18 protein-coding genes are annotated in these 22,304 nt (G+C 54.8%); 9 read left to right on the top strand and 9 right to left on the bottom strand.

Annotated elements, in window-relative coordinates; translation table 11 throughout:
• The first annotated feature begins 95 nt into the window (after positions 1–95).
• The 5 genes from rhaB (at position 96) to rhaM (ending at position 5,584) form a co-directional block, all read left to right on the top strand.
• Positions 96–1,559, top strand: coding sequence for a rhamnulokinase (gene rhaB / locus RT197_RS18120; protein WP_312952539.1), 1,464 nt, complete (start codon positions 96–98; stop codon positions 1,557–1,559).
• Positions 1,556–2,815, top strand: coding sequence for an L-rhamnose isomerase (rhaA, locus tag RT197_RS18115; protein ID WP_312952538.1), 1,260 nt, complete (start codon positions 1,556–1,558; stop codon positions 2,813–2,815). The genes rhaB and rhaA overlap by 4 nt, the downstream gene beginning before the upstream one ends.
• A 325-nt stretch (positions 2,816–3,140) precedes the next feature.
• Positions 3,141–3,971 (top strand): rhamnulose-1-phosphate aldolase, encoded by an 831-nt coding sequence (gene rhaD / locus RT197_RS18110; RefSeq protein ID WP_312952537.1) that lies wholly within the window; start codon positions 3,141–3,143, stop codon positions 3,969–3,971.
• Between the two features lie 153 nt (positions 3,972–4,124).
• A complete protein-coding gene (gene fucO / locus RT197_RS18105) occupies positions 4,125–5,273 on the top strand; it encodes a lactaldehyde reductase (protein WP_312952536.1) in 1,149 nt (382 codons plus the stop codon).
• Positions 5,270–5,584, top strand: a complete 315-nt coding sequence (rhaM, locus tag RT197_RS18100) for an L-rhamnose mutarotase (protein WP_312952535.1) — start codon at positions 5,270–5,272, stop codon at positions 5,582–5,584. The genes fucO and rhaM overlap by 4 nt, the downstream gene beginning before the upstream one ends.
• A 105-nt stretch (positions 5,585–5,689) precedes the next feature.
• On the opposite strand, the gene RT197_RS18095 is transcribed toward rhaM, so the two are convergent.
• Complete coding sequence (locus RT197_RS18095) at positions 5,690–7,084, bottom strand: carbohydrate porin (protein WP_312952534.1); 1,395 nt, start codon at positions 7,082–7,084, stop codon at positions 5,690–5,692.
• A 461-nt stretch (positions 7,085–7,545) separates the two neighbouring features.
• Here RT197_RS18095 and RT197_RS18090 point away from each other — a divergent pair, with 461 nt between their 5' ends.
• The 4 genes from RT197_RS18090 (at position 7,546) to RT197_RS18075 (ending at position 12,391) form a co-directional block, all read left to right on the top strand.
• On the top strand, positions 7,546–8,871 hold the full coding sequence (locus RT197_RS18090) for a 6-phospho-beta-glucosidase (protein ID WP_312952533.1): 1,326 nt from the start codon (positions 7,546–7,548) through the stop codon (positions 8,869–8,871).
• Between the two features lie 45 nt (positions 8,872–8,916).
• Positions 8,917–10,143, top strand: a complete 1,227-nt coding sequence (locus tag RT197_RS18085) for a PTS sugar transporter subunit IIC (RefSeq protein WP_312952532.1) — start codon at positions 8,917–8,919, stop codon at positions 10,141–10,143.
• A gap of 164 nt (positions 10,144–10,307) precedes the next feature.
• A complete protein-coding gene (locus tag RT197_RS18080) occupies positions 10,308–11,552 on the top strand; it encodes a PTS transporter subunit EIIC (RefSeq protein ID WP_312952531.1) in 1,245 nt (414 codons plus the stop codon).
• 110 nt (positions 11,553–11,662) lie between these two features.
• Positions 11,663–12,391, top strand: coding sequence for a GntR family transcriptional regulator (locus RT197_RS18075; protein WP_312952530.1), 729 nt, complete (start codon positions 11,663–11,665; stop codon positions 12,389–12,391).
• Between the two features lie 3 nt (positions 12,392–12,394).
• Here RT197_RS18075 and RT197_RS18070 read toward each other — a convergent pair whose 3' ends face one another.
• The 8 genes from RT197_RS18070 to RT197_RS18035 all read right to left on the bottom strand — a co-directional run bounded on the left by RT197_RS18070 (position 12,395) and on the right by RT197_RS18035 (position 22,292).
• Positions 12,395–13,657: an MFS transporter gene (locus RT197_RS18070; RefSeq protein WP_312952529.1), complete on the bottom strand. Its 1,263-nt coding sequence runs from the start codon at positions 13,655–13,657 to the stop codon at positions 12,395–12,397.
• Between the two features lie 246 nt (positions 13,658–13,903).
• A complete protein-coding gene (locus RT197_RS18065) occupies positions 13,904–16,039 on the bottom strand; it encodes an alpha-galactosidase (protein ID WP_312952528.1) in 2,136 nt (711 codons plus the stop codon).
• Positions 16,040–16,155: 116 nt separating this feature from the next.
• A complete protein-coding gene (locus RT197_RS18060; RefSeq protein WP_312952527.1) occupies positions 16,156–17,151 on the bottom strand; it encodes a substrate-binding domain-containing protein in 996 nt (331 codons plus the stop codon).
• A gap of 94 nt (positions 17,152–17,245) precedes the next feature.
• Positions 17,246–18,325: a sn-glycerol-3-phosphate ABC transporter ATP-binding protein UgpC gene (locus RT197_RS18055; protein ID WP_312952526.1), complete on the bottom strand. Its 1,080-nt coding sequence runs from the start codon at positions 18,323–18,325 to the stop codon at positions 17,246–17,248.
• A gap of 17 nt (positions 18,326–18,342) precedes the next feature.
• On the bottom strand, positions 18,343–19,158 hold the full coding sequence (locus tag RT197_RS18050; protein ID WP_312952525.1) for a carbohydrate ABC transporter permease: 816 nt from the start codon (positions 19,156–19,158) through the stop codon (positions 18,343–18,345).
• Positions 19,155–20,039 carry a sugar ABC transporter permease gene (locus RT197_RS18045; RefSeq protein ID WP_312952524.1) on the bottom strand — a complete coding sequence of 295 codons (885 nt, stop codon included), beginning with the start codon at positions 20,037–20,039 and terminating at the stop codon, positions 19,155–19,157. The genes RT197_RS18050 and RT197_RS18045 overlap by 4 nt, the downstream gene beginning before the upstream one ends.
• 49 nt (positions 20,040–20,088) lie before the next feature.
• Positions 20,089–21,336, bottom strand: coding sequence for an extracellular solute-binding protein (locus RT197_RS18040; RefSeq protein WP_312952523.1), 1,248 nt, complete (start codon positions 21,334–21,336; stop codon positions 20,089–20,091).
• Between the two features lie 407 nt (positions 21,337–21,743).
• Positions 21,744–22,292, bottom strand: a complete 549-nt coding sequence (locus tag RT197_RS18035; protein ID WP_312952522.1) for a helix-turn-helix domain-containing protein — start codon at positions 22,290–22,292, stop codon at positions 21,744–21,746.
• Positions 22,293–22,304: the final 12 nt, after the last annotated feature.

The following is a 22,304-nucleotide window of genomic DNA, read 5'->3' as shown; positions in this document are numbered from 1 at the left end:
CTTGCCAGCGGGCAATAACGGCTGTCCGTAGTAAGAAGGTTGCGGGCAGCGTTCTTTTTTAGACTGGGCGTAATCATTCTGAGAAGGACCGCATCATGACTTTTCGCCACTGCGTCGCTGTCGATTTAGGCGCATCCAGCGGACGCGTAATGCTCGCACGCTTTGACCGCCGCACCCTTACCCTGCGCGAAATCCACCGTTTTAGTAACCGCCTGCAAAAAGTGGACGGTTTTGACTGCTGGGACATTGACGGCCTGGAAGCCGAAATTCGCTGCGGGTTGGAAAAAGTCAGTGAAGAAGGCGTGACCATCGACAGTATCGGCGTGGATACCTGGGGCGTGGATTACGTCCTGCTGAACGCGCAGGGCGAGCGCGTGGGCCTGCCGGTGGCCTATCGCGATGACCGCACCACAGGCGTGATGGCGCGCGCGCTGGCGCAGCTCGGTAAGGAAGACATTTACCGTCGCAGCGGCATCCAGTTTCTGCCGTTCAACACGCTTTACCAGCTACGGGCGCTGACTGAGCAGCAGCCGGACGCGCTGAATGACGTCACCCATGCGCTGCTGATTGCCGATTATTTTAGCTACCGTCTCACCGGCAGGATGAACTGGGAATACACCAACGCCACCACCACGCAACTGGTGAATATCAATACCGACGACTGGGATAACACCCTGCTGGACTGGACCGGGGCAAACGCCGCGTGGTTCGGCACGCCTGCGCATCCGGGTAATGTGATTGGTCACTGGCGCAGCCCGCAGGATGCAGAGATCCCGGTTGTTGCCGTCGCCAGCCACGATACGGCCAGCGCGGTGATCGCCGTTCCGCTGGAAAGTAAAGACGCGGCGTGGATCTCTTCCGGCACCTGGTCGCTGATGGGCTTTGAGAGCAAAACGCCGTACACCAGCGACAGCGCGCTGGCCGCCAATATCACCAACGAAGGCGGCGCAGAAGGCCGCTACCGGGTGTTGAAAAATATTATGGGCTTGTGGCTGCTCCAGCGCGTGCTTGCCGAGCAGAGCGTCAGCGATTTAGCGGATTTAATCGCCCGCACCGAAGCGCTGCCCGCCTGCCGTTTCGTGATTAACCCGAACGACGATCGCTTTATCAATCCCGACAATATGAGCGCGGAGATCCAGGCGGCCTGCCGCGAGACGGGTCAACCCGCGCCGCTGTGCGATGCCGAACTGGCGCGCTGCATTTTTGACAGCCTCGCCATTCTGTATGCCGACGTGCTCGGCGAACTGGCATTTCTGCGCGGTCAGCCATTCCGCACGCTGCATATTGTCGGCGGCGGCTGCCAGAACCGGTTACTCAATCAGCTTTGTGCTGACGCCTGCGGAATTACCGTCGTCGCCGGACCGATTGAAGCCTCCACGCTCGGCAATATCGGCGTGCAGCTTATGACGCTGGATGAACTGACCGACGTCACCGATTTTCGTCAGGTGGTCGCCGCCAATTACGAGCTGACCACTTTTACCCCTCATCCTGATAATGAGATCGCCCGCTACGTCGCGCAGTCTCAGACCCAACGACAGACAAAGGAGCTTTGCGCATGACCACTCCACTTGAGCACGCCTGGGAACTGGCGAAACAGCGGTTCGCCGCGGTGAAAATTGATGTTGAGGAGGCTCTGCGCCAGCTCGACAGGTTGCCTGTTTCCATGCACTGCTGGCAGGGCGATGATGTCGCCGGGTTTGAAAACCCGGAAGGCAACCTGACCGGGGGGATTCAGGCCACGGGTAACTATCCGGGGAAAGCGCGTAACGCCGCTGAACTCCGCGACGATCTGGAACTGGCGTTCAGCCTGATCCCAGGACCGAAGCGCCTTAATCTACATGCCATTTATCACGAAGCTGACGCGCCGGTCGCCCGCAATGAGATCAAGCCGGAACATTTCAAAAACTGGGTGCAATGGGCGAAAGCCAACAGGCTGGGGCTGGATTTTAACCCGTCCTGCTTCTCACATCCGCTGAGTGCTGATGGCTTCACGCTGTCGCACGCCAACCCGGAAATCCGCCAGTTCTGGATCGACCACTGCAAGGCCAGCCGCCGTGTTTCCGCCTGGTTTGGCGAGCAGCTCGGTACGCCATCGGTGATGAATATCTGGGTTCCTGACGGCATGAAAGATGTCACCGTTGACCGTCTCGCGCCGCGCCAGCGTCTGCTTGAAGCGCTGGATGAGGTGATGAGCGAAAAACTAAACCCTGCGCATCACATCGACGCCGTGGAGAGCAAGCTGTTCGGTATCGGCGCGGAGAGTTATACCGTCGGCTCAAACGAGTTTTATATGGGCTACGCCACCAGCCGCCAGACCGCGCTGTGCCTCGACGCAGGCCACTTCCATCCGACGGAGGTTATCTCCGACAAAATCTCTGCCGCCATGCTGTACGTGCCGCGCCTGCTGCTGCACGTCAGCCGCCCGGTGCGCTGGGACAGCGACCACGTGGTGCTACTGGATGATGAAACCCAGGCGATTGCCAGCGAGATTGTTCGTCACGACCTGTTTGACCGCGTGCATATCGGCCTCGACTTTTTTGACGCCTCAATTAACCGCATCGCGGCCTGGGTGATTGGCACCCGCAATATGAAAAAAGCACTGCTGCGCGCGCTGCTGGAGCCGACGGAGCAACTGCGCCAGCTTGAGGCAGCGGGGGATTACACCGCGCGCCTGGCGCTGCTGGAAGAACAAAAATCGCTGCCGTGGCAGGCGGTGTGGGAGATGTACTGCCAGCGGCACGATACGCCAGCGGGCAGCCAGTGGCTGGATAACGTGCGCGGGTATGAAAAAGAGGTGCTGAGGTCGCGGGGATAATACTGCGCCCAGGCTGTTGGGAAGGAGTGCAGACGCTCCCCCTCTCCCCGGCCCTCTCCCTCAGGGAGAGGGAGAAAACCGGCACCGGACGTAACCGCGAACCCGGACAGTCCCCTCTCCCTCGGGAGGGGTACGTGCCACGGTGGGGGTAAGTGGATCACTCAACCCAACAACGACGCCGGACAGTCCCCTCTCCCTTGAGGGAGAGGGTTAGGGAGAGGGGGGAGCACCGAACCCCGAATCCTGAGCGCGAGGGGAAACCCACTCCGTTCTAACCGTAATGATCAGGCCGGGTAACCCGGCATATTGAAGGAAAGTGAACACTATGCAGACCATTATCAACGCCTGGTTTGTCCAGGGCATGATCAAAGCCACCTCCGATGCCTGGCTGAAAGGCTGGGACGAGCGCAACGGTGGCAACCTCACGCTGCGTCTGGATGACGCCGACGTAGAGCCTTACACGGCGGAGTTCCACGCGCAGCCGCGCCATATCGCCTTAAGCCAGCCAATGCCGCTGCTGGCGAACACCTTTTTCATCGTCACCGGCTCCGGCAAATTCTTCCGTAACGTGCAGCTCGATCCGGCAGCGAACCTCGGCGTGGTCAAAGTGGACAGCGACGGCGCGGGCTATCACATTCTGTGGGGACTCACCCACGATGCGGTGCCGACCTCCGAACTGCCCTCTCATTTTCTGTCGCACTGCGAGCGCATTAAAGCGACCGCTGGTAAAGATCGGGTGATCATGCACTGCCATGCCACCAACCTGATCGCCCTGACCTATGTGATGGAAAACGACACCGCACTCATTACCCGCAAGCTGTGGGAAGGCAGCACCGAATGTCTGGTCGTATTCCCGGACGGCGTCGGCATTCTGCCGTGGATGGTGCCGGGTACGGATGATATCGGTCAGGCCACCGCCCGCGAAATGCAGCAGCACTCGCTGGTGCTGTGGCCGTTCCACGGCGTCTTTGGCAGCGGCCCGACGCTGGATGAAACCTTCGGCCTCATCGACACCGCTGAAAAATCGGCGGAGGTGTTGGTCAAAGTGCTCTCAATGGGAGGCATGAAGCAAACCATCACCCGTGACGAGTTGATCGCTCTCGGCAAACGTTTTGGCGTCACGCCGCTGGCAAGTGCCTTAGAACTGTACGCCTAAGTACATTCCCCCTCTCCTTTACGAACAAGGCGAGGGAAACGGATTTCGCAAAATCACTATAAAGAGCCTGGACTCTGGCAGCACGCAAAAATCACAGATTGCGCACCGCCCACGTCAAACAGCCTGATGGGCCGGGCTTAAAGGAGAATTATTATGAGCTTTATGCTGGCACTTCCTAAAATCAGCCTGCACGGCGCGGGCGCTATCGGCGATATGGTCAATCTGGTTGCCGCTAAACAGTGGGGCAAGGCGCTGATCGTCACCGACGGGCAACTGGTGAAGCTGGGGCTGCTGGACAGCCTGTTCAGCGCGCTGGATGCGCAGCAGATGTCTTACCATCTGTTCGATGAGGTGTTCCCGAATCCGACCGAAGCGCTGGTGCAAAAAGGCTACGCCGCGTATCAGGATGCAAAGTGTGATTACCTGATTGCTTTCGGTGGCGGCAGCCCGATTGACACCGCCAAAGCGGTGAAAATCCTCACCGCCAATCCGGGGCCGTCTACCGATTATTCCGGCGTCGGCAAAGTGAAAAATGCAGGCGTGCCGCTGGTCGCCATCAACACCACCGCCGGGACGGCAGCCGAGATGACCAGCAATGCGGTGATCATTAACAGCGAACGTCAGGTGAAAGAGGTCATTATCGACCCGAATATCATTCCTGATATCGCGGTAGATGACGCCAGCGTAATGCTGGATATTCCGGCCTCCGTCACCGCCGCGACCGGGATGGACGCGCTGACCCACGCGGTGGAAGCCTACGTCTCTCTCGGCGCGCATCCGCTGACCGACGCCAATGCGCTGGAGTCTATCCGCCTGATCAACCTGTGGCTGCCGAAGGCGGTTGATGACGGGCATAATCTGCAAGCCCGAGAGCAGATGGCATTTGGTCAGTACCTGGCGGGAATGGCGTTTAACAGCGCCGGACTTGGGCTGGTTCACGCGCTGGCCCACCAGCCGGGCGCGACCCATAACCTGCCGCACGGCGTATGCAACGCCATCCTGCTGCCGGTCATCGAAAACTTTAACCGCCCGAACGCGGTGGCGCGATTTGCCCGTGTGGCGCAGGCGATGGGTGTCGATACGCGCGGCATGAGCGATGACGTGGCGAGCATGGAGGCGATCAACGCCATCCGCGCGTTAAGCAAACGCGTCGGCATTCCGACGGGCTTCAGCCAGCTCGGCGTGACCAAAGAAGATATCGAAGGCTGGCTGGACAAAGCGCTCGCTGACCCGTGCGCGCCCTGCAACCCACGCACCGCCAGCCGCGACGAAGTGCGCGAGTTGTACCTGGAGGCGTTATGATCCGCAAAGCCTTTGTAATGCAGGTCAACGCCGACGCCCATGAAGAGTATCAGCGCCGCCATAACCCCATCTGGCCAGAACTGGAAGAGGTGCTGAAAGCCCACGGCGCGCATCACTACGCCATTTACCTGGATAAGCCTCGCAACCTGCTGTTTGCCACGGTGGAAATTGAGTCGGAAGAGCGTTGGGACGCGGTCGCCAGCACCGATGTCTGCCAGCGCTGGTGGAAGTATATGCGTGACGTGATGCCCGCCAACCCGGATAACAGCCCGCTGAGTCGCGAGCTGAAAGAGGTGTTTTACCTGGCATAGGGGGCGTAGTTTTTCAGTTACCTGTTACGCCCTTGCCGCAGAAGCTAACCAGCACCCATAAAAAAACGCCTGAAAATTCAGGCGTTTTTTGTACTTCATACGTTATCAGAAGAAGTATTTGAAGCGGACGCGTGCACCGTAGCGATCGTCGTCGCTGGAGATTTCTTCGTCGCTCTGGATTTTCGAGTAGTAAGTACCCAGGTAGATGTTGAAGTTCTGCATATCCATCACGTTCGGGATCAGGTAGGAAGCATGAACGGTATGAATATCGTAGGCGCCTTCATCTTCAATCACGCAGTCGTTTTCACAGACAACGCCAGCGAAGTCGTCGATTTTGTTATGAGCATAGATATAGCCCAGTTCGAAGTTTTTCCACAGCACATTGGTTGCCGCAGTGAAGTCCTGCTCGTTTTGCGCATCCATGTAGGCGGTGTTCAGGTTAAAGACAACACCATTTTCCGGATCGGTTGTCAGGCCGTTCCAGGTCATGGTTAAGCCGTAACCGGTACGACCAGACTGATCGACGAGGTCGCCATTGTTGTCGTAGTAGCCATACGCATTATTAACAACGTTGCTTTCCATACCGGCGGAGAAAGCGAGTTCTTTCGTCGGCGTCCATTTAGCAACCGGACGCAGGTAAACCACGTTCTTCTCTTTGGTGATTTCTCGACCGTGATAGGTACGCGAGCCGCCAAAGTTGTCGTTGCTGGCATACAGCGAAGAGCCATCTTCAATCAGCGTGTTCAGCTCCAGATACAGGTCATCGATCTGTTTGCTGAGCATGAAGTTGCCGCCCGCATCAGAACGACCACGGCCTTCTTTCATCATATAGATGTAGCCCTGACCATCGGAGTAGAGATCGTTGGCGGTATTACCCGAGTGCTCAAGGAAGGTATCCTGATTGAGCGGGAACATATCGGCGGCTTCGAAACGACCCAGTTTCACTTTCCAGTCGTTTTCCTGACCGAAGTGGAAGTACGCATCATCAAGGAACATGGAACCGTACATATCGGCCAGCGGCTGAATAGAGAAGCCAGCAAAACGGCCATCGTCCAGTTTACGGTTGCCGTCGAAACCAATCAGGATACGACCGTCCATATCCCACTGCTCAGTGGTGCGGTCTTCACTCATGGTGGTCAACGTACCACGGCGGCTTTCACCATCCATGTTGAATTCCACGTCGCCGTAGATTTTAAGATCGCCGTAACCCGACAGCAAAAGGTTAGGTATAGAGGAATTTTTTTTGGTTTCATCGGCAGGCGTTGAACCGTTTACCGGAGTATTACCCTGTGCCTCTTTAATTTCTTTAATTTCAGTAGCCTGCTTGACCTGCAGTTGTTGAACCTTATTTTCTGCCTGAGCTGCGCGCGTTTCGGCCGCTTCCAGACGGGATTCAAGCTGTTCTAAACGCTGTTCCAACGTCATTTGTTGAGGACGCGCCCAACTGCTGTTGGCAACCGCTAATAAGCCTATTGCAACTGCGAGTGTTGTTTTCTTCATTATTACCATTCCTTTTCAATGATCCATTAATTTCTTAAAAGCCACAGTTGAGTATTGATATATACATGCAGTGAATATTATTTTTGTAATTACCCACATTCTGGAAATCACAGCATTTTCCCTGAAAAAAGAGATTGGTTTCCTAATAAATATCAGCACTCATCGCAGGCCAAAAGAGAGTATTATCAACATCCCCACAAGTAAATATTTTTGGAAACAGGAACGTGAGCGAGATAACACTATTTTCAAAAAAAGATATGAATCATCACTGTGATTTATATATAAACAAAACATAATCATTTGGTGAATATGTTTGGTTATTCTTAATGGCAACACCCGGTATTATATAGTTTTTATCACATCAATAAATTTTGTGATTTATCTCGCGATTTCATCTCGCGCAGGTTGGTATATTTTGCGACAATCTGGCGTATGCCAGTTAAGAATAATTAGGTGAGACGATGAAAAAGTTAAAAGTAGTAACATTGGGTGGCGGTTCTGGTTACACGCCGGAGTTAATTGACGGCTTTATCAAACGTCATGCGGAACTTCCGGTCAGTGAATACTGGCTGGTCGATATTGAAGCCGGGCGCGAAAAACTGGAAATTGTTGGAAAGCTGGCGCAAAGGATGGTGAAAAAAGCCGGTATTCCGATGACGGTCCACATGACAACAGATCGTAAAGAAGCGCTGAAAGATGCTGATTTTGTCACCACGCAAATCCGTGTCGGTCAGTTAGCCGCCCGTATTCAGGATGAAAAAATCCCCCTGAAATACGGCGTGCTGGGTCAGGAAACCACCGGCCCGGGCGGGTTTATGAAGGCGCAGCGCACCATTCCGGTTCTGCTGGAGGTTTGCAAAGAGATGGAAACCCTGTGCCCGGATGCGTGGATGATCAACTTCACCAATCCAGCCGGTATCGTGACCGAAGCGATTGCCAAATACAGCCCGATTAAATCGCTCGGCATCTGTAGCGGTGCCAACAGTATGATGATGGATATCGCCAACGCTTACGGCGTTGGACGCAGCGCCGTCACCGCCCGCGTCATGGGGCTTAACCATCTGATTTTCGCCGACCAAATCGCGCTGGATGGCGAAGATGTCACCGCCGATTTTATCGAGAAACTCGCGCAGGGCGTTGGGGCCAACAAACTGAAAAATATCCCCGATATCGGTCTGCCAGCGGATTTTATCCGCGCGCTGAAACTCTATCCGCTCTCCTACCTGAAGTATTTCTACCTCAATCGTGAAATGGTCGAGCATGAGCTGGAAGAACTGAAAAACGGCGGCACGCGCGGTGAGCGCTCGCTGGGCATTGAACATGCGCTGCTGGAAATCTACAAAAACCCGGAACTGTGTGAAAAGCCTGCCGAGCTTTCCAGCCGTGGCGGCGCGTGGTACTCCGATACCGCCTGCTCTATCATCAGTTCGATTTATAACAACAAGCATGAAGTCCACGTTGTTAACGTCCCTAACCACGGCACCACGCCGGATCTGCCTGACGACGCCGTCATCGAAACCAACGCCGTTATCGACAAACTGGGCGCGCATCCGCTGGCCTATGGTCATCTGCCAGCGCGGGTGCGTGGTCTGATCCAGAGCGTGAAATCCTTTGAGGAATTAACCGTTGAAGCCGCCGTTACCGGCGATAAAGCAACGGCGCTGCTGGCGTTATCCAGTCATCCGCTGGTGCCTTCCGTAGAGGTGGCCGGAAAAATCCTTGAGGATTATCTGGCGGCTAACCGTGAATTCCTGCCGCAATATAGTTTCACCACCGGACGTGGCTGAAGACGTTAAAGGGACTGAGTTATGCAAGACTTTCTGGAAAATAAGATGTTACCGGTCTTAATGAAGATCGGTAATAACGTTGTTCTGGTCGCGGTACGTGATGGCATTTCATTTACATTACCGTTTATCATTGCCGGTAGTTTTTTCCTCATTATTGCTAATTTACCCATTCCTGGATGGAGTGAGTTTCTTGGCAGCTATGCCGAAATGCTTAGCGTGCCGGTACAGGCAACATTTGGGGCCATCGGTCTGATTGCCGCGATTGGTATTAGCTTCAACCTTGCCCGGCATTATAAGCTGGACAGTCTGAGCTGCTGCTGTATTACCGTCGCGGTATTCCTGCTGGCCCAGCTTGATGATACGCATAAAATCAACGTAAATAATTTCGGCGCAGCCGGGTTATTCTCGGCGATTATTCTGTCGGTGCTGACGGTGTATATTGTCCGCTTCTTTGTCGAGAAGAAAATTTACATCCGCCTGCCTGACAGCGTGCCCCCGGCGGTCATGCAATCTTTCATCAGCCTGGCACCCGCGATGGCCTGCCTGACGCTGATCTGGCTGGTGCGGGTGGTGCTGAATTTCGACATCAACGCGTTCTTCACCCTGATCTTAAGCCCGCTGGTAATGGGGCTGGATACGCTGCCCGGCATCTTAATTCTGGTTGCGCTGATCTCCCTGCTATGGAGCTGCGGTATTCACGGGACCAACGTTCTCTCCGGCATTACCAGCCCGATATTCCTTAAGTTTATCGCCGAAAATACCGAAGCTTACCTGAATCACCAGCCGGTGCCGCACATTACCGCCGAAGGGTTTTACAACTTCTTCATCTGTACAGGCGGTTCTGGCGCAACGATGGGCCTGGTGCTGGCCATGCTGATATCGAAAAGCAGCTACTACAAATCGCTGGGCCGCATTTCCATCGCGCCCGCTATTTTTTGCATCAATGAACCGGTGATCTTTGGCGTGCCGATGGTATTCAACCCGGTGATGATGCTGCCGCTTATCATTACGCCAATGGTGATTTGTACCTGCTCATATCTGCTGATGCAGTACGGCATAATCGGTCGCCCGGTATTCCAGATCCCCTGGACCATGCCACCCGTTCTTAACGCCTATTTCGCCACCGGCGGCAACATTCCGGCGGCGATCTGGTCCGGCTGTATGGTGGTGATCTCAACGGCGATGTATTACCCCTTCTTCCGTGTGCTGGAGCGCAAACAGCGGGTGACGGAAAGAGAAGAAGCCGCAGCCGCACTGAACGCTGAAGCCTAAGTATTTAGCCGGGAGATGCTTGTCTCCCGGCTGAAAGTCTGGCGTCGCATATCCGCCCGGCAACGTTTTACTGCCGGGCGCTTTATCACCAGGAATAAAGCTGTACCTGCCCCGATCGACGCTACTGTGAGTCCACTCGCGATGTATTCTAACGGGATGTATAAATGCAAGATTTTCTGGAAAATAAGATCTTACCTGTCTTTATAAAAATAGGTAACAACGTCATTCTGGTCGCAATACGCGACGGCGTTGCCTTCACGATGCCCTGTATTCTCGTCGGCAGTCTGTTTCTTATCATCGCTAATTTACCCATTGACGGCTGGAGCGAATTTCTTGGCAGCTATGGCGAAATCCTCAGCGTACCGGTGCAGGCCACTTTCGGCAGTATTGGGCTGGTTTCCGCCATTGGTGTTAGCGTCAGTCTCGCCAAACATTACAAGCTGGACGGATTAAGCTGTTGTTGTATTACCGTCGTGGTTTTTATCCTTGCCCAGGTCGACGAAAACTATAAAGTCAACGTCGATAATTTCGGCGCAACGGGATTGTTTTCGGCAATTGTTCTGGCCGTGATAACGGTTTACATTGTGCGCTTTTTTATCGTACATAAAATTTATATTCGCCTGCCCGACAGCGTGCCGCCAGCGGTGCTCCAGTCTTTTATTAGCCTCGCCCCGGCGATGGCCTGCCTGACCTTAATCTGGCTGGTCCGCGTGGTGCTCAACTTTGATCTGAATGCCTTTTTCACAATGGTATTTAGCCCGCTGGTGATTGGGCTGGATACCCTGCCCGGCATCCTCATTCTGATCACGTTAATTTCCCTGCTGTGGGGATGCGGCATCCACTCTAATTTGTTCTCAGGCATCACCACTCCGATTTTCCTCAAGTTTATTGTTGAGAATACCGAGGCATACCTTAATCATCAGCCCATCCCGCATATTACCGCCGAGTTTTATATTTCTTTCGTCAGTATTGGCGGGACGGGTGCCACGCTGGGTCTGGTGCTGGCCATGCTGATATCAAAAAGCCGCTACTACAAATCGCTGGGTCGGCTTTCCATTGGCCCGGCCATATTTTGTATTAATGAACCGGTGGTTTTCGGCGTGCCGATGGTATTTAACCCGATAATGATGCTGCCGTTGATCCTCGCCCCCGTAGTGATTTGTACCGGCTCATGGCTGCTGATGTATTTTGACATTATCGGACGCGCAGTATTCCAGGTGCCGTGGACCATGCCGCCCATCCTGAACGCCTATTTCGCCACTGGCGGAAACATCCCGGCAGCCATCTGGTCCGGCTGTATGATCTTTATTTCAATGGCGGTGTATTACCCCTTCTTCCGCATCATGGAACGTAAACAACTGGCGAAGGAAAAAGAGGAAGCCGCAGCGGAGCAAATCGCTGTCGCATGAGTAATGTTGCTTTATACAAAATTTTATCTGTTTTAGACCCGGCGGCTCAGGCTTGCCGGGTCACTAATCCCTGATAAACTATCGCCTTCTTTTCCTGCTGGCCTGACGCTATGGTTGCTCGCTACATTCAAATAAAAAACGCGATTAAAAAAGAGATCCTGAGCAATCGCTGGCAGGTCGGCGAAAAAATTCCGTCAGAGCGCGAGCTGGCGGCGCAATATGGCGTCACGCGGGTCACGCTGCAAAAAGCGATGCATATGCTGGAGCAGGAGGGATTTATTGAGCGTATCCACGGCAAGGGCATGTTCGTCACCCGCGCGCTGGAAGATGATGTGTTTATGCTTAATGACGGCACCGGCGATTCCGTTTTAGGCTTTTCGCGTGAATTCCGCGAGCAGGCGAAAATCTCCAGCCGCCTGGTCTGTCATCAGCTTTTACCTGCCGATAAAACCATTGCCCGCTATTTAGAAATCCACGAAGGCGAGCCGGTGCATTTTATTCGCCGCGTGCGTTTGATTGATGACGTGCCGGTACTGGTTGAGGATTCATGGATTAACCGCAGCGTTATCCCCGTTATTCCGTCGAGACTGCTGGAAGAAGGGTCGCTTTATGAATATATCGAGCATATCACCGGCAAAAAGATAAAGTTTTATAACTCGGTTATTGAAGGCGATCTGTTTGGTGAGGAACTGGCGGCGCTTCTCTGCATCCCGGCCGGTCAGCCGATGCTGAAAGTGTCCGGGGTGACGAAGCTTGAAGACGGCACGGCGTTTAACTACTCCTTCAGCTATAACCGTGCCGATAAATTTAAAATCAAAAATAACTGGGTCGGGAAATAATCGCTATCCGGTAATGCGATCCGCCGCCGGGCGAAGTAACGGTTTCCCCGACAGGGTAAACGCAGAAACCAGCGTCATCATCAGCACGAAGCAGCCGAGGATCAGATAGGTATCATGGAAGCCGATCCGGTCATACATATTACCCGCAAACGCTGACAGAAAAATGGCGGCCATCTGTTTAGCGAACTGAAAACCAATCAAATAGATGGTTGCCGAAAGGCGGGTATCAAACACGCCAGTGATATATTTAAACACGCCAACCAGCAGAAATGGCACTTCCAGCGCATGTAGCATCTTCAGCGCCACGACTTCCAGCGCGGTGGTGGCGAAAGATGACCCGATAATACGCACCGTCATAATAAAACCCGCAATCAGCAGGGTATTCTTCGCGCCAATGCGGTTAATAATCCACGGCGAACAGAACATGATGATGGCGTTGCACAGCTCCCCGGCGGTAGTGGCAAAGCCGAAAGCCTGCGTTCCCGCCTGCGGCGTGGCAAAGAAGGTTTTGAAGAAGGTGGCAAACTGCTGGTCAAAAACATCGTAAACGCAGGCTACGCCGATGACATACAGGATCAGCATCCACATTTTGCGCTGGCGGAACAGCGAGAAAACCATCCGGGTCGTGATTTGCGGCTGGTTTGCGCCGAGGGCGTCCATCACCTGCGCGGTCTGATTGTTTCGCGGCTTCGCCACAATCAGCAGTACCATCAGCAGGAGCGCTGCCGCCGATCCCATCCAGAACACCCATTCAGGATTAATACTAAACAGCATCCCCGCCGTTGAAGCACAAAGTCCCCAGCCCAGGCAGCCAAACATCCGCGCTTTGCCATATTCGAACGCGCTGTTGCGGCTGACGCGTTCAACATAGGCTTCAATGGCCCCCGCTCCGGCAGAGAACACAAAACCGATGTAAATTCCGCCAGCGAGCGCCCCAAGCCAGATGCTGGTTTTCAGCAGCGGCGCAAAAACGTAGAGAAAAAAAGGCGCGAACAGAAAAAGCGCGATGGTGATGACCCACAGCAGATTTTTCTTCAGGCCCAGCTGGTCAGAGATCACGCCGAGGATCGGCTGGAAGCTAATGGCAAATAGCGAAATGCAGGAGAAAACAATCCCGGTCTCCGTTTTAGTCAGTCCGATAATATCCGACAGCCAGATGGGCAGAAATGGAAAACAGGTCGCCATAATAAAAAAGTAGAGAAAGATAAACAGACCAAAAATCCAGAACCTGGGATTATTTTTGTGGTTACATGCAAGCGTTGTCATTGTTGTATTCCTCAGATAACAGCCGGATACCCGCCCCGTTACCGGTGGCTGTGTTTAAACGTATGCGAAACGTTTCGGATAAATAAGGCACAGAGAAAATTGCCGTAAGACAACGGAGATGTCCTGTGCCATCTATTTTTACAATGCCGTTTGTAGAGCAGAAGAATTACGTCTTACACGTCGAATTAAACGTGCTTTATTCAGGCGATCCTCACCGGACCGCCTGAATAAAAGAGACCTGGCGAATTAGTGCTCGCTTTCCTGTTTCTCAATCAAGATCAGAATGGCGGTTTCCGGGTCGAGCACCGGTAACGCCATCCCCGCTTCCATCAGCCATTCACCGCTCGCGGTTTGCGGCGTGAGCATCCATTCCGGTAGCCGACGCATCGTGTGTCCGCCTTCGCCAGTGATGCGAATATCCGGGTGATCGAGCAGCGAAATCCGATAGCGCGCGTCCCTGTCCAACCCCGGTATTCGCAGCGGGGCCATCAGGGTGTAATCGGGCATTGCCAGCTGGCTGACCAGCAGCAGCGCCTGACGTTTATCCTCGCTGACGATGCCCTGCGCCAGGGTGGTGGCATCCGGCATGTCAATGCGCCACTGAGTACCGCTGTGGATCACCTCACGCCACTGTTTGTACAGCGCGGCGTAGTGTTTATACCCTTCGCGCTCCTGCTCATCGGCGCAGATCGGATCAAGCTCCAGCCCCATGTGACCAAACAGCGCGGTCAGGCCGCGAAACGCAATGCTGTGCTGGCGGAAGGTGGCGTGGCAGTGACGGTTGCCAATGTGCGCGCCCATTACCTCCGGCGGGAAGAAGTAGCTCATACCGCGCTGGATGGTGTTACGCTCCAGCGCATCGTTATTATCGGACGCCCAGAAACGGTGGCAGCGGGTCAGAACTTCATAGTCGATACGCCCGCCGCCGGACGCGCAGGATTCAAATTCGATGTGCGGGAAGCGGGCGCGCAGGGTGTCCAGCAGACGGTAATACTGCCGGGTTTGTCCGTCGGCGGCGGCTTTACCCTCGTGGCTGGGCTGCACCAGTTCGCGGTTCATATCCCACTTCACATAATCAATGTCGTGCTCACCCAGCAGCCAGCTCATCCGCTCCAGCAGATAGTCAAAAACCTGCGGAAGATTCAGGTTCAGCACCAGTTGGTGACGCCCCAGCGGCTGCGGATAGCCAGGCATTTCCAGCACCCAGTCAGGATGCGCGCGGTACAGGTCGGAATCCGGGTTAACCATTTCCGGCTCCACCCAGATGCCGAACTCCATGCCGTGTGCTTTGACGTGGCTGATGACAGGCTCCAGCCCGTGCGGGTATTTTTGCTCATCCACATACCAGTCGCCCAGCGCCGCGTAGTCGTCGTTGCGCCCCTTAAACCAGCCGTCATCAATAATAAATCGCTCAACGCCCAGCGACGCCGCCTCTTCCGCCATTTTCATGATCCAGGCCGGATCGTGATTAAAGTAGATCCCCTCCCAGGTATTGAGATGCACCGGGCGCGGTTTGTTATTGGGGAAGCGGATAATATTGTCCCGCAGGTAGCGGTGGAACTGCTGGCTCATGCCGTTGAGGCCCTGCGCGGAATAGCTGGCGTACAGCCGTGGCGTCCACAGCGTCTGGCCCTCGTCGAGCGACATTTCACCCGGCAAATATAGTGCTTCAGCCTGCACGTAGCGGCGACCGTCGGTTTTCACCTCTGCCCGCAGACGGTGATTGCCGCTCCAGCCCAGATGCACGCCCCAGACGTCGCCCTGCATTTCGCTAAAGGCTTTGCTGCCCGTGATTAGCGCCGGAAAGTGCTCATGGGAGCTGCGCCCGCGTCGGCTCTCCAGCACAACGCTGTCGTGCTCAAGCGTCAGGCGATGCGGCTGAAACTCGCGCGTCCAGCGACCGTGAAAAGCCATCACCTCGCGGGCGCGTTCGGCGACCGGCAGGGTTACCGCCAGTCGGTCAACCTGCCACGCGACGGGGCGCAGGTTGGTTACGCCGTGGCGCACCACCAGCACGCCGCTGCCGTCGAGCGTCAGCTCGCTCACCAGCCGCAGTCCTGCCTGCGCATCTTCAGCGGTCAGGGTCAGCGATTGTCCGTTCTGTTCCACCTGCACCGTGTTAAACACCGGCGAGCCGTCCAGCCCCTGACGGTGACCTTCAATACCCGGCGTACCAAACAGGCCGTGACCGGGTTCCGCCATCAGGGTGACGGGCGAATCGACATCCAGCTTGCCGTTAGCAATCGGGCGGATAAGACTGGCGCTATCCTGCGGCGAAAAGTGCTGAAGGTGCGGCCCCCAGTAGAGAATTTCGGCGAAAGGCCGGGTTTTGATCACCACGTCCACGGTGGCGCTTTCAAGGCGTAAGATTGATTCCTGCATCAGACATCTCCTGTCATCGGTATAACAGGAGTGTTGATCCGAAACGTTTCGGTCTACAACCAAAACGTTTTGGATCTGTGATCTGTATTAGAATTTCCCATCAATAATCAATGCGGTCAGGCGGTTTTCGCGGGGATAAATTCAGGCTGCCACAGCACCTGTAGTGAAGCGAGATCGTCGCCAGCGATAAGCTGTCGCACCATGCTGGCAATCTGCCTGCCGACGCCCTGACGGGTGGACTGGATCACCGCCCCCACTTCTGCTTCGACGAGGGTATCCTGCGGCAGACCATCGTAGACCACCAGCGACACGCGGTTGTCGCCTTCCAGCCGCCCCGCCAGGACCAGCGCCATCGCTGCGCCGTCGCCGTGGGTGTTGCAGTCGGTCACAATCGCGGTGGGCGGTTCAGGAAGCGCCAGCAGTTGCTGGGTGGTTTTGAATCCCGCGCGGCGGGAAGGCGGGATCGCCCGCAGTAGCTGGTCAGAAAGCCCGGCTTCGCGCAGCGCGTCGAGATAACCGTTGCGCCGCTGGGTAATAAACGCCTGGCTGTTGTTTTCACCCAGCAGCGCAATGCGTTTATGCCCCTGGGCGATCAGATGGCGCGTGGCCTGGTATGTCCCGGCGTAGTTATCGAAATCAAACCATGCGTAGGGTTTTGGCAACTGGCTGCGTCCCAGCGCCAGAAACGGAAAGCCCGCATTCTGAAGCTGCTCCAGACGCGGATCGCGATCCAGCGTATGGGCCACGATAAGCGCATCAACGCGCCGACTCTGCACCAGCCGCATATAGCTGTGCTTATCGCCCTGGTCATCATCGGCGATCAGCAGCAAATCAATTTCATGCCGCGCCAGTTCGTGGCTGATTTCGCCCACCATGTCCATAAAGACGCTGTTATTTAACGGGACGGGATGCACCGGGAAGACCAGCCCCACCGCGTCGATTTTGCCCATTTTCAGCCGACGGGCAAAGGTGTTTGGACGATAGCCGCGACGCTGCGCTTCTGCTTCAACGCGCGCCCGCGTCTCCTTTGATACATCATCGTATCCATTGAGTGCGCGGCTGACCGTAGTAACAGAGAGCTTCAGTTCTTTGGCAATGGCTTTAAGCGACATAGATCCCCGGTGCAACAGTAAAGAGGCCGTTAGTTTCCCGCAATGTTTACAGGGCGTCTATAGCCGTCATGCAACTTGAAGTATGACGGGTATATTAATAAATCCGCTGCTCATCCTCACCAAACATCAGCAGCGAGTGGCTAAAGAAACGGGCGCGGTACACCGCTCCGGCAACCAGATCCCGACCGCTGCGCGTTTCGAGGGTCAGCGTGCCGCCCTGCTCGCCCCGCGCATAGGCGAATGTTTCGCTGCCCAGATGCTCCAGCAGGTCGATCGTCACCGGCAGCTCACAGTCGCCCGCCTCGTCAAACTGCTTCGGTCGGATCCCCAGCAGCACCTGGCTTCCTTCGGCAACGGCGCTTTTTACCGGCACGTCCAGCAGCACATCAGAGAACTCCGGCAGCCGGACGCGCACGCCGTGCGCATTTTGCGCGACCACCGTACCGCGCAGCATGTTCATGCGCGGCGAGCCGATAAACCCGGCGACGAAGACGTTGGCGGGATTATCGTACAGCGCCAGCGGCGATCCGATCTGCTCGATTTTCCCGGCGCGCAGAACCACGATTTTATCGGCGAGGGTCATCGCCTCCACCTGATCGTGCGTCACGTAGACGGTGGTGCTTTTCAGCTCGCGGTGCAGGCGGGCGATTTCAATGCGCATCTGCACCCGCAGTTCGGCGTCAAGGTTGGATAACGGCTCGTCAAACAGGAAGACTTTCGGATCGCGCACTATCGCCCGCCCGATGGCCACGCGCTGGCGCTGTCCGCCGGAAAGCGCTTTTGGCTTACGCGCCAGCAACGGCTCCAGCTCCAGCGCTTTCGCCGCCAGCGACACTTTTCTCTCAATTTCATCTTTCGCTACGCCCGCGTGCTTAAGCGCAAACGCCATGTTTTCTTTTACCGTCATATGCGGATACAGGGCGTAGGTTTGAAAGACCATCGCAATGCCGCGCCGGGAAGGTTCCGTCTCGTTCATCCGCACGCCGTCAATAGTCAGCTCGCCCGCGCTCAGATCCTCCAGCCCGGAAATCATCCGCAACAAAGTGGATTTTCCGCAGCCGGAAGGACCGACAAAAACCACAAATTCGCCGTCGTTAATCGTCAGATCCACGCCCTTGATGATATCCACGCTGCCGAAAGACTTTTTCACACCGCTGAGTTTTACTTCCGCCATTTTCTCTTCTCCCTGGATTATTTCACTGACCCTAACATTCCCTGCACAAACTGTTTCTGCATGGCGAAAAAGACCACCAGCGTGGGCAGCGTTGCCAGTATCGCTGCCAGCATAATGACGCCAAAATCCGGCGCGTAGGCCGACCCCAGTGAGGAGAGGGCTAACGTAAACGTCTTTTGCTCATTCGATTGCAGAATGATTAATGGCCACAGATAGCTGTTCCAGGCGGTCATAAACGCGATGATAAACGCCGCCGCATAGGTGGAACGCATTACTGGAACATACACGAACAAAAAGATTTTCCACTCTTTCAGCCCGTCAACCCGCGCGGCATCGCGCAAGTCGCCGGGAAAGGCTTTCGAGCTTTGGCGGAAATAAAAAATCAGATACACCGAGGCAACGGTCGGTAGAATCACCGCCAGATGCGAGTCCACCAGGTCGAAGGTCGCCATCAGAATAAACAGCGGGATCATCATGGCGGCGAAGGGGATCATCATCGTCAGCAGCAGCCCCTGATAAATCCGCTCCCGCAGCCGCGAGCGGAAAATTTCAAAGCCGTAGCCCGCCATTGAGGACACCAGCAGCGTCAGCAGCGTGCCTGCAATGGCGATCTTGCTGGTGTTCCAGAACAGCATTCCCACGTCAAACGTCTGGGTAAATTTGACATAGTTAGCCATCAACGCGGCGCCAAAAAAGACCTTGCCCTTAATGATATCGACGCTGGTATTGGTCGCGCCAATCACCATCCAGATAAACGGAAAAATCGAGACAAACGCGGTGACGGACAGCAGCATATAGATAATGCCCTGACGAATATGTCGCATTCTGATCATGCATTACGCTCCCTTGCCAGCCAGAACTGAATGACCGCCAGAATCGCGACCATAAACACAATGAAATACGAGACGGTGGTCGCATAGCCAAAGTTGGGGACGAATTTAAATGAAAGATTGTAGATATACATCGACAGCGTCAGCGTGCTGTCCGCAGGCCCGCCGAGGGTAATATTCATCGTCTCATCAAAAAGCTGGAGCGTCCCGATCGTTGACGTCACGGTGGTAAATAAAATCACCGGTTTTAACATCGGAATGGTGATGGAAAAAAATTGCCGGGTGGGTGAAATGCCGTCAATACGCGCGGCTTCATAAATCGACTTGTCGATATTTTGCAGCGCCGCCAGATAAAAAATCATGTTATAGCCGGTCCAGCGCCAGGTAATGGCTAAAATAATCACCCCTTTTGCCCAGAAGGGATCGGTCAGCCAGGAAATCGGCTCGGCAATTACGCCAATTCCCACCAGCAGATGATTCACTACGCCGTCGTAAGAAAACATGCTTTTGAACAAGACGGAGTACGCCACCAGCGACGTGACGCAGGGCAGGAAAATCGCCGTACGCCAGAATCCTCTCCCCCGCAGGCCGGGCATGTTCAGCGCCGACGCGAGGATCAGCGCCAGCATGATCATGATGGGCACCTGAACGATCAGGAAGATCAGGGTATTAGCTAACGCTTTCTGGAACACCGGATCGTGGGTCAGGCGCAAAAAGTTGCCCAGGCCCACGAATTTCATCATGGCACCCTGCCCGGAATGAAAAGAAAACCACAACGATTTGGCGACCGGGTACAAAATAAAGATGCCCACTAACAGCAACGCCGGAAGGACGAAGCCCCAGCTATTGACGGAGATGGCACGCTTTTTTCGCGCAGAGATCATCAAGAATACCTCGAACGTGGGGGCGGGTTTTATCCCGCCCGGTCAGGATTTACTGAATTTGCGTGGTGACTTGCTGCTCGATGTTTTTCAAAAGCGCATCCACCGACTTACCCTCTTTCAGGGCAGGCAACTGCGCGCCCACCGCTGCATCGGCTTCGTAGGTGTACATGCCATAGTTGACGGCAGGAATGGCTTTCAGCCAGTCGCTGAAGGCGGTCCAGATAGGCGTATTGCTAAAATACGCATCGGGTTGCTGATAGGCCGCGCCCTCGCGTGACAGCAGGTTGGAACCCATCGCGCCATTTTTTTGCAGGATCTGCTGATAAAAATCGATGTTATTCACGTAGATTTCATTGAGGAACTGGATCGCCTGTTCTTTCTCCGCGCTACTTTCCAGCACGTACCAGCTTGAACCGCCGAGGTTAGAGGCGTGCGTTGCGCCTTCCACGTTCAAACCGGGGATCGGCGCGACATTCCACAGGCCGGACTGTTTCGCTTCTGCCTTAATCGAGCCGGTGATCCACACGCCGGTGACAACGCTCGCCACATCGCCACGGTTAAACGCCCCCACCCATTCCGCCCAGCCCATCACTGGCTTGACGATACCGGATTTATTTAACGCCGCCTGGGTTTCAAGCGCTTCTTTCAGCGCCGGGTTGCTGACGATATCCAGTTTGCCGTCTTTATCAAAATACCAGCGCCCGGCGGATTGCATCATGATGCGAATTAATCCGGCGTCATTAGGGTCGATGGCAATCATTTTCTTGCCGGTTTTTTCCTCGACCTTTTTGCCTATTTCAATGAATTTATCCCAGTTAATATTTTGCAGATCTTTGGCGCTATATCCGGCTTTTTCGATCAAATCCTGACGATAATACCAGGCCGTAACGCCGGTATCGAAAGGCACGCCGTAGGTTTTGCCTTCCACCGTCATCAGATCGATTTTGTATTTCGCAAAACGGGTGAAATCGATTTTGCCATTAAGCGGCGCAAAGGCACCGGGGAAGGAGCGCAGGTATTTCGGCGCGTTGTAATCTTCGACCAGCACAATGTCCGGCAGCGCTTTGGTCATCCCGGAGGCCAGCATCGTTTGCAGTTTTTGCTCAAGATCCGCTTTCGCTAAATCGACAATATCGAAGGTCACATCAGGGTGCGTTTTTTGATAAATGTTGGCGGCGTCCTGCATAATAGCCACGTTATAGTTGGGGTCCCATGACCAGACGGTGATTTTTTCAGCCTGTACCGCAAATGCGGCGCATAAAGCAGAAAGTGCGACAACGAATTTACCTTTATTCATAGATTACGTCCCTTTTTGTCGATAACCGGTTGTAAAAAACGTCCGTCATAATTAGATGTTTTATAAATACTTCTAATTATAAATATTCACCCAACCAATAATTCACCCCTTCAACCCCTGTGCCTGGACCTGGTATAACTGAACCGGGTGTTTTGCTGTTCGGGCGTTTTATGGTTGATCCGAAACGTTTCACTCCACAACCGAAACGTTTTGGTAATGTGATCGAGCTAGAATAATTTTTGTGAGCGCATCAAATAAAAGAAGCCGGGTTTATGAGAAAAGTGGCGTTGTTGAAACAGGGGATAAAGCATGTGAGATTAATATTCAGCAAGATCAAGTCACTGAATAAATAATTAATGAAAATGACGTGCTGGTGAGCGGGTCACAAAACTGTCCCGCCCACACGTTTAATTTTGCTCGGCAACCAGAATTGCCTGCGTATCCGGCTCCAGCGCCTGAAAGATGTGCTCTCTGTCGCCCGGATAACAAATATAGTCGCCCTCGCCTAACTCTTCCGCCGCGTCGATCAGCCCGACCAGCGCGCGCCCCTGGGTGATAATAATATGCTCGACCGATCCGGCAGGATGCGGATGCGAGATGCGGTCTGCGCCCGGTTGGGTCAGCAGCAGGTAGATATCGCGCCGCGCACCCGGCGGGCAGGTGGCGAGCAAAATGGCCTGATAGTGCGCCTGCTCCGCCACCACTTTGGTGCCTTCGCCCCGGCGGATCACCTGGGTGGTCGGATGCTGCGGCTCCAGCAGGCGGGCAAAAGGGATATCCAGCGCCACGCACAGTGACCACAGCGTCTCCAGGCTGGGATTGCCGTTGCCCGCTTCCAGTTGGGAAAGCGTCGATTTTGCGATCCCGGCACGGCGGGCGATTTCCGCCAGCGAGAGGCCGGTTCGCGTCCGCTCGCGCACCAGACTTTTGGCGATTGTGCTGATTGGCTGCGTCATACGACGACTCCG

Source organism: Superficieibacter sp. (genome assembly GCF_032071645.1).
Taxonomy (GTDB): Bacteria; Pseudomonadota; Gammaproteobacteria; order Enterobacterales; family Enterobacteriaceae; genus Superficieibacter.
The sequence above is the reverse complement of the archived record's forward strand: the minus strand, read 5'-3'. Positions and strand labels throughout refer to the sequence as shown.

Coding starts and splice junctions, on each gene's coding strand:
- RT197_RS18085 (WP_312952532.1), top strand. CDS start 8,917: ATGTTACCGGTCTTAATGAAGATCGGTAATAACGTTGTTCTGGTCGCG.
- RT197_RS18035 (WP_312952522.1), bottom strand. CDS start 22,292: ATGACGCAGCCAATCAGCACAATCGCCAAAAGTCTGGTGCGCGAGCGG.
- RT197_RS18065 (WP_312952528.1), bottom strand. CDS start 16,039: ATGCAGGAATCAATCTTACGCCTTGAAAGCGCCACCGTGGACGTGGTG.
- rhaA (WP_312952538.1), top strand. CDS start 1,556: ATGACCACTCCACTTGAGCACGCCTGGGAACTGGCGAAACAGCGGTTC.
- RT197_RS18075 (WP_312952530.1), top strand. CDS start 11,663: ATGGTTGCTCGCTACATTCAAATAAAAAACGCGATTAAAAAAGAGATC.
- RT197_RS18055 (WP_312952526.1), bottom strand. CDS start 18,325: ATGGCGGAAGTAAAACTCAGCGGTGTGAAAAAGTCTTTCGGCAGCGTG.
- RT197_RS18045 (WP_312952524.1), bottom strand. CDS start 20,039: ATGATCTCTGCGCGAAAAAAGCGTGCCATCTCCGTCAATAGCTGGGGC.
- RT197_RS18090 (WP_312952533.1), top strand. CDS start 7,546: ATGAAAAAGTTAAAAGTAGTAACATTGGGTGGCGGTTCTGGTTACACG.
- RT197_RS18095 (WP_312952534.1), bottom strand. CDS start 7,084: ATGAAGAAAACAACACTCGCAGTTGCAATAGGCTTATTAGCGGTTGCC.
- rhaM (WP_312952535.1), top strand. CDS start 5,270: ATGATCCGCAAAGCCTTTGTAATGCAGGTCAACGCCGACGCCCATGAA.
- RT197_RS18070 (WP_312952529.1), bottom strand. CDS start 13,657: ATGACAACGCTTGCATGTAACCACAAAAATAATCCCAGGTTCTGGATT.
- RT197_RS18050 (WP_312952525.1), bottom strand. CDS start 19,158: ATGATCAGAATGCGACATATTCGTCAGGGCATTATCTATATGCTGCTG.
- rhaD (WP_312952537.1), top strand. CDS start 3,141: ATGCAGACCATTATCAACGCCTGGTTTGTCCAGGGCATGATCAAAGCC.
- RT197_RS18040 (WP_312952523.1), bottom strand. CDS start 21,336: ATGAATAAAGGTAAATTCGTTGTCGCACTTTCTGCTTTATGCGCCGCA.
- RT197_RS18080 (WP_312952531.1), top strand. CDS start 10,308: ATGCAAGATTTTCTGGAAAATAAGATCTTACCTGTCTTTATAAAAATA.
- RT197_RS18060 (WP_312952527.1), bottom strand. CDS start 17,151: ATGTCGCTTAAAGCCATTGCCAAAGAACTGAAGCTCTCTGTTACTACG.
- fucO (WP_312952536.1), top strand. CDS start 4,125: ATGAGCTTTATGCTGGCACTTCCTAAAATCAGCCTGCACGGCGCGGGC.
- rhaB (WP_312952539.1), top strand. CDS start 96: ATGACTTTTCGCCACTGCGTCGCTGTCGATTTAGGCGCATCCAGCGGA.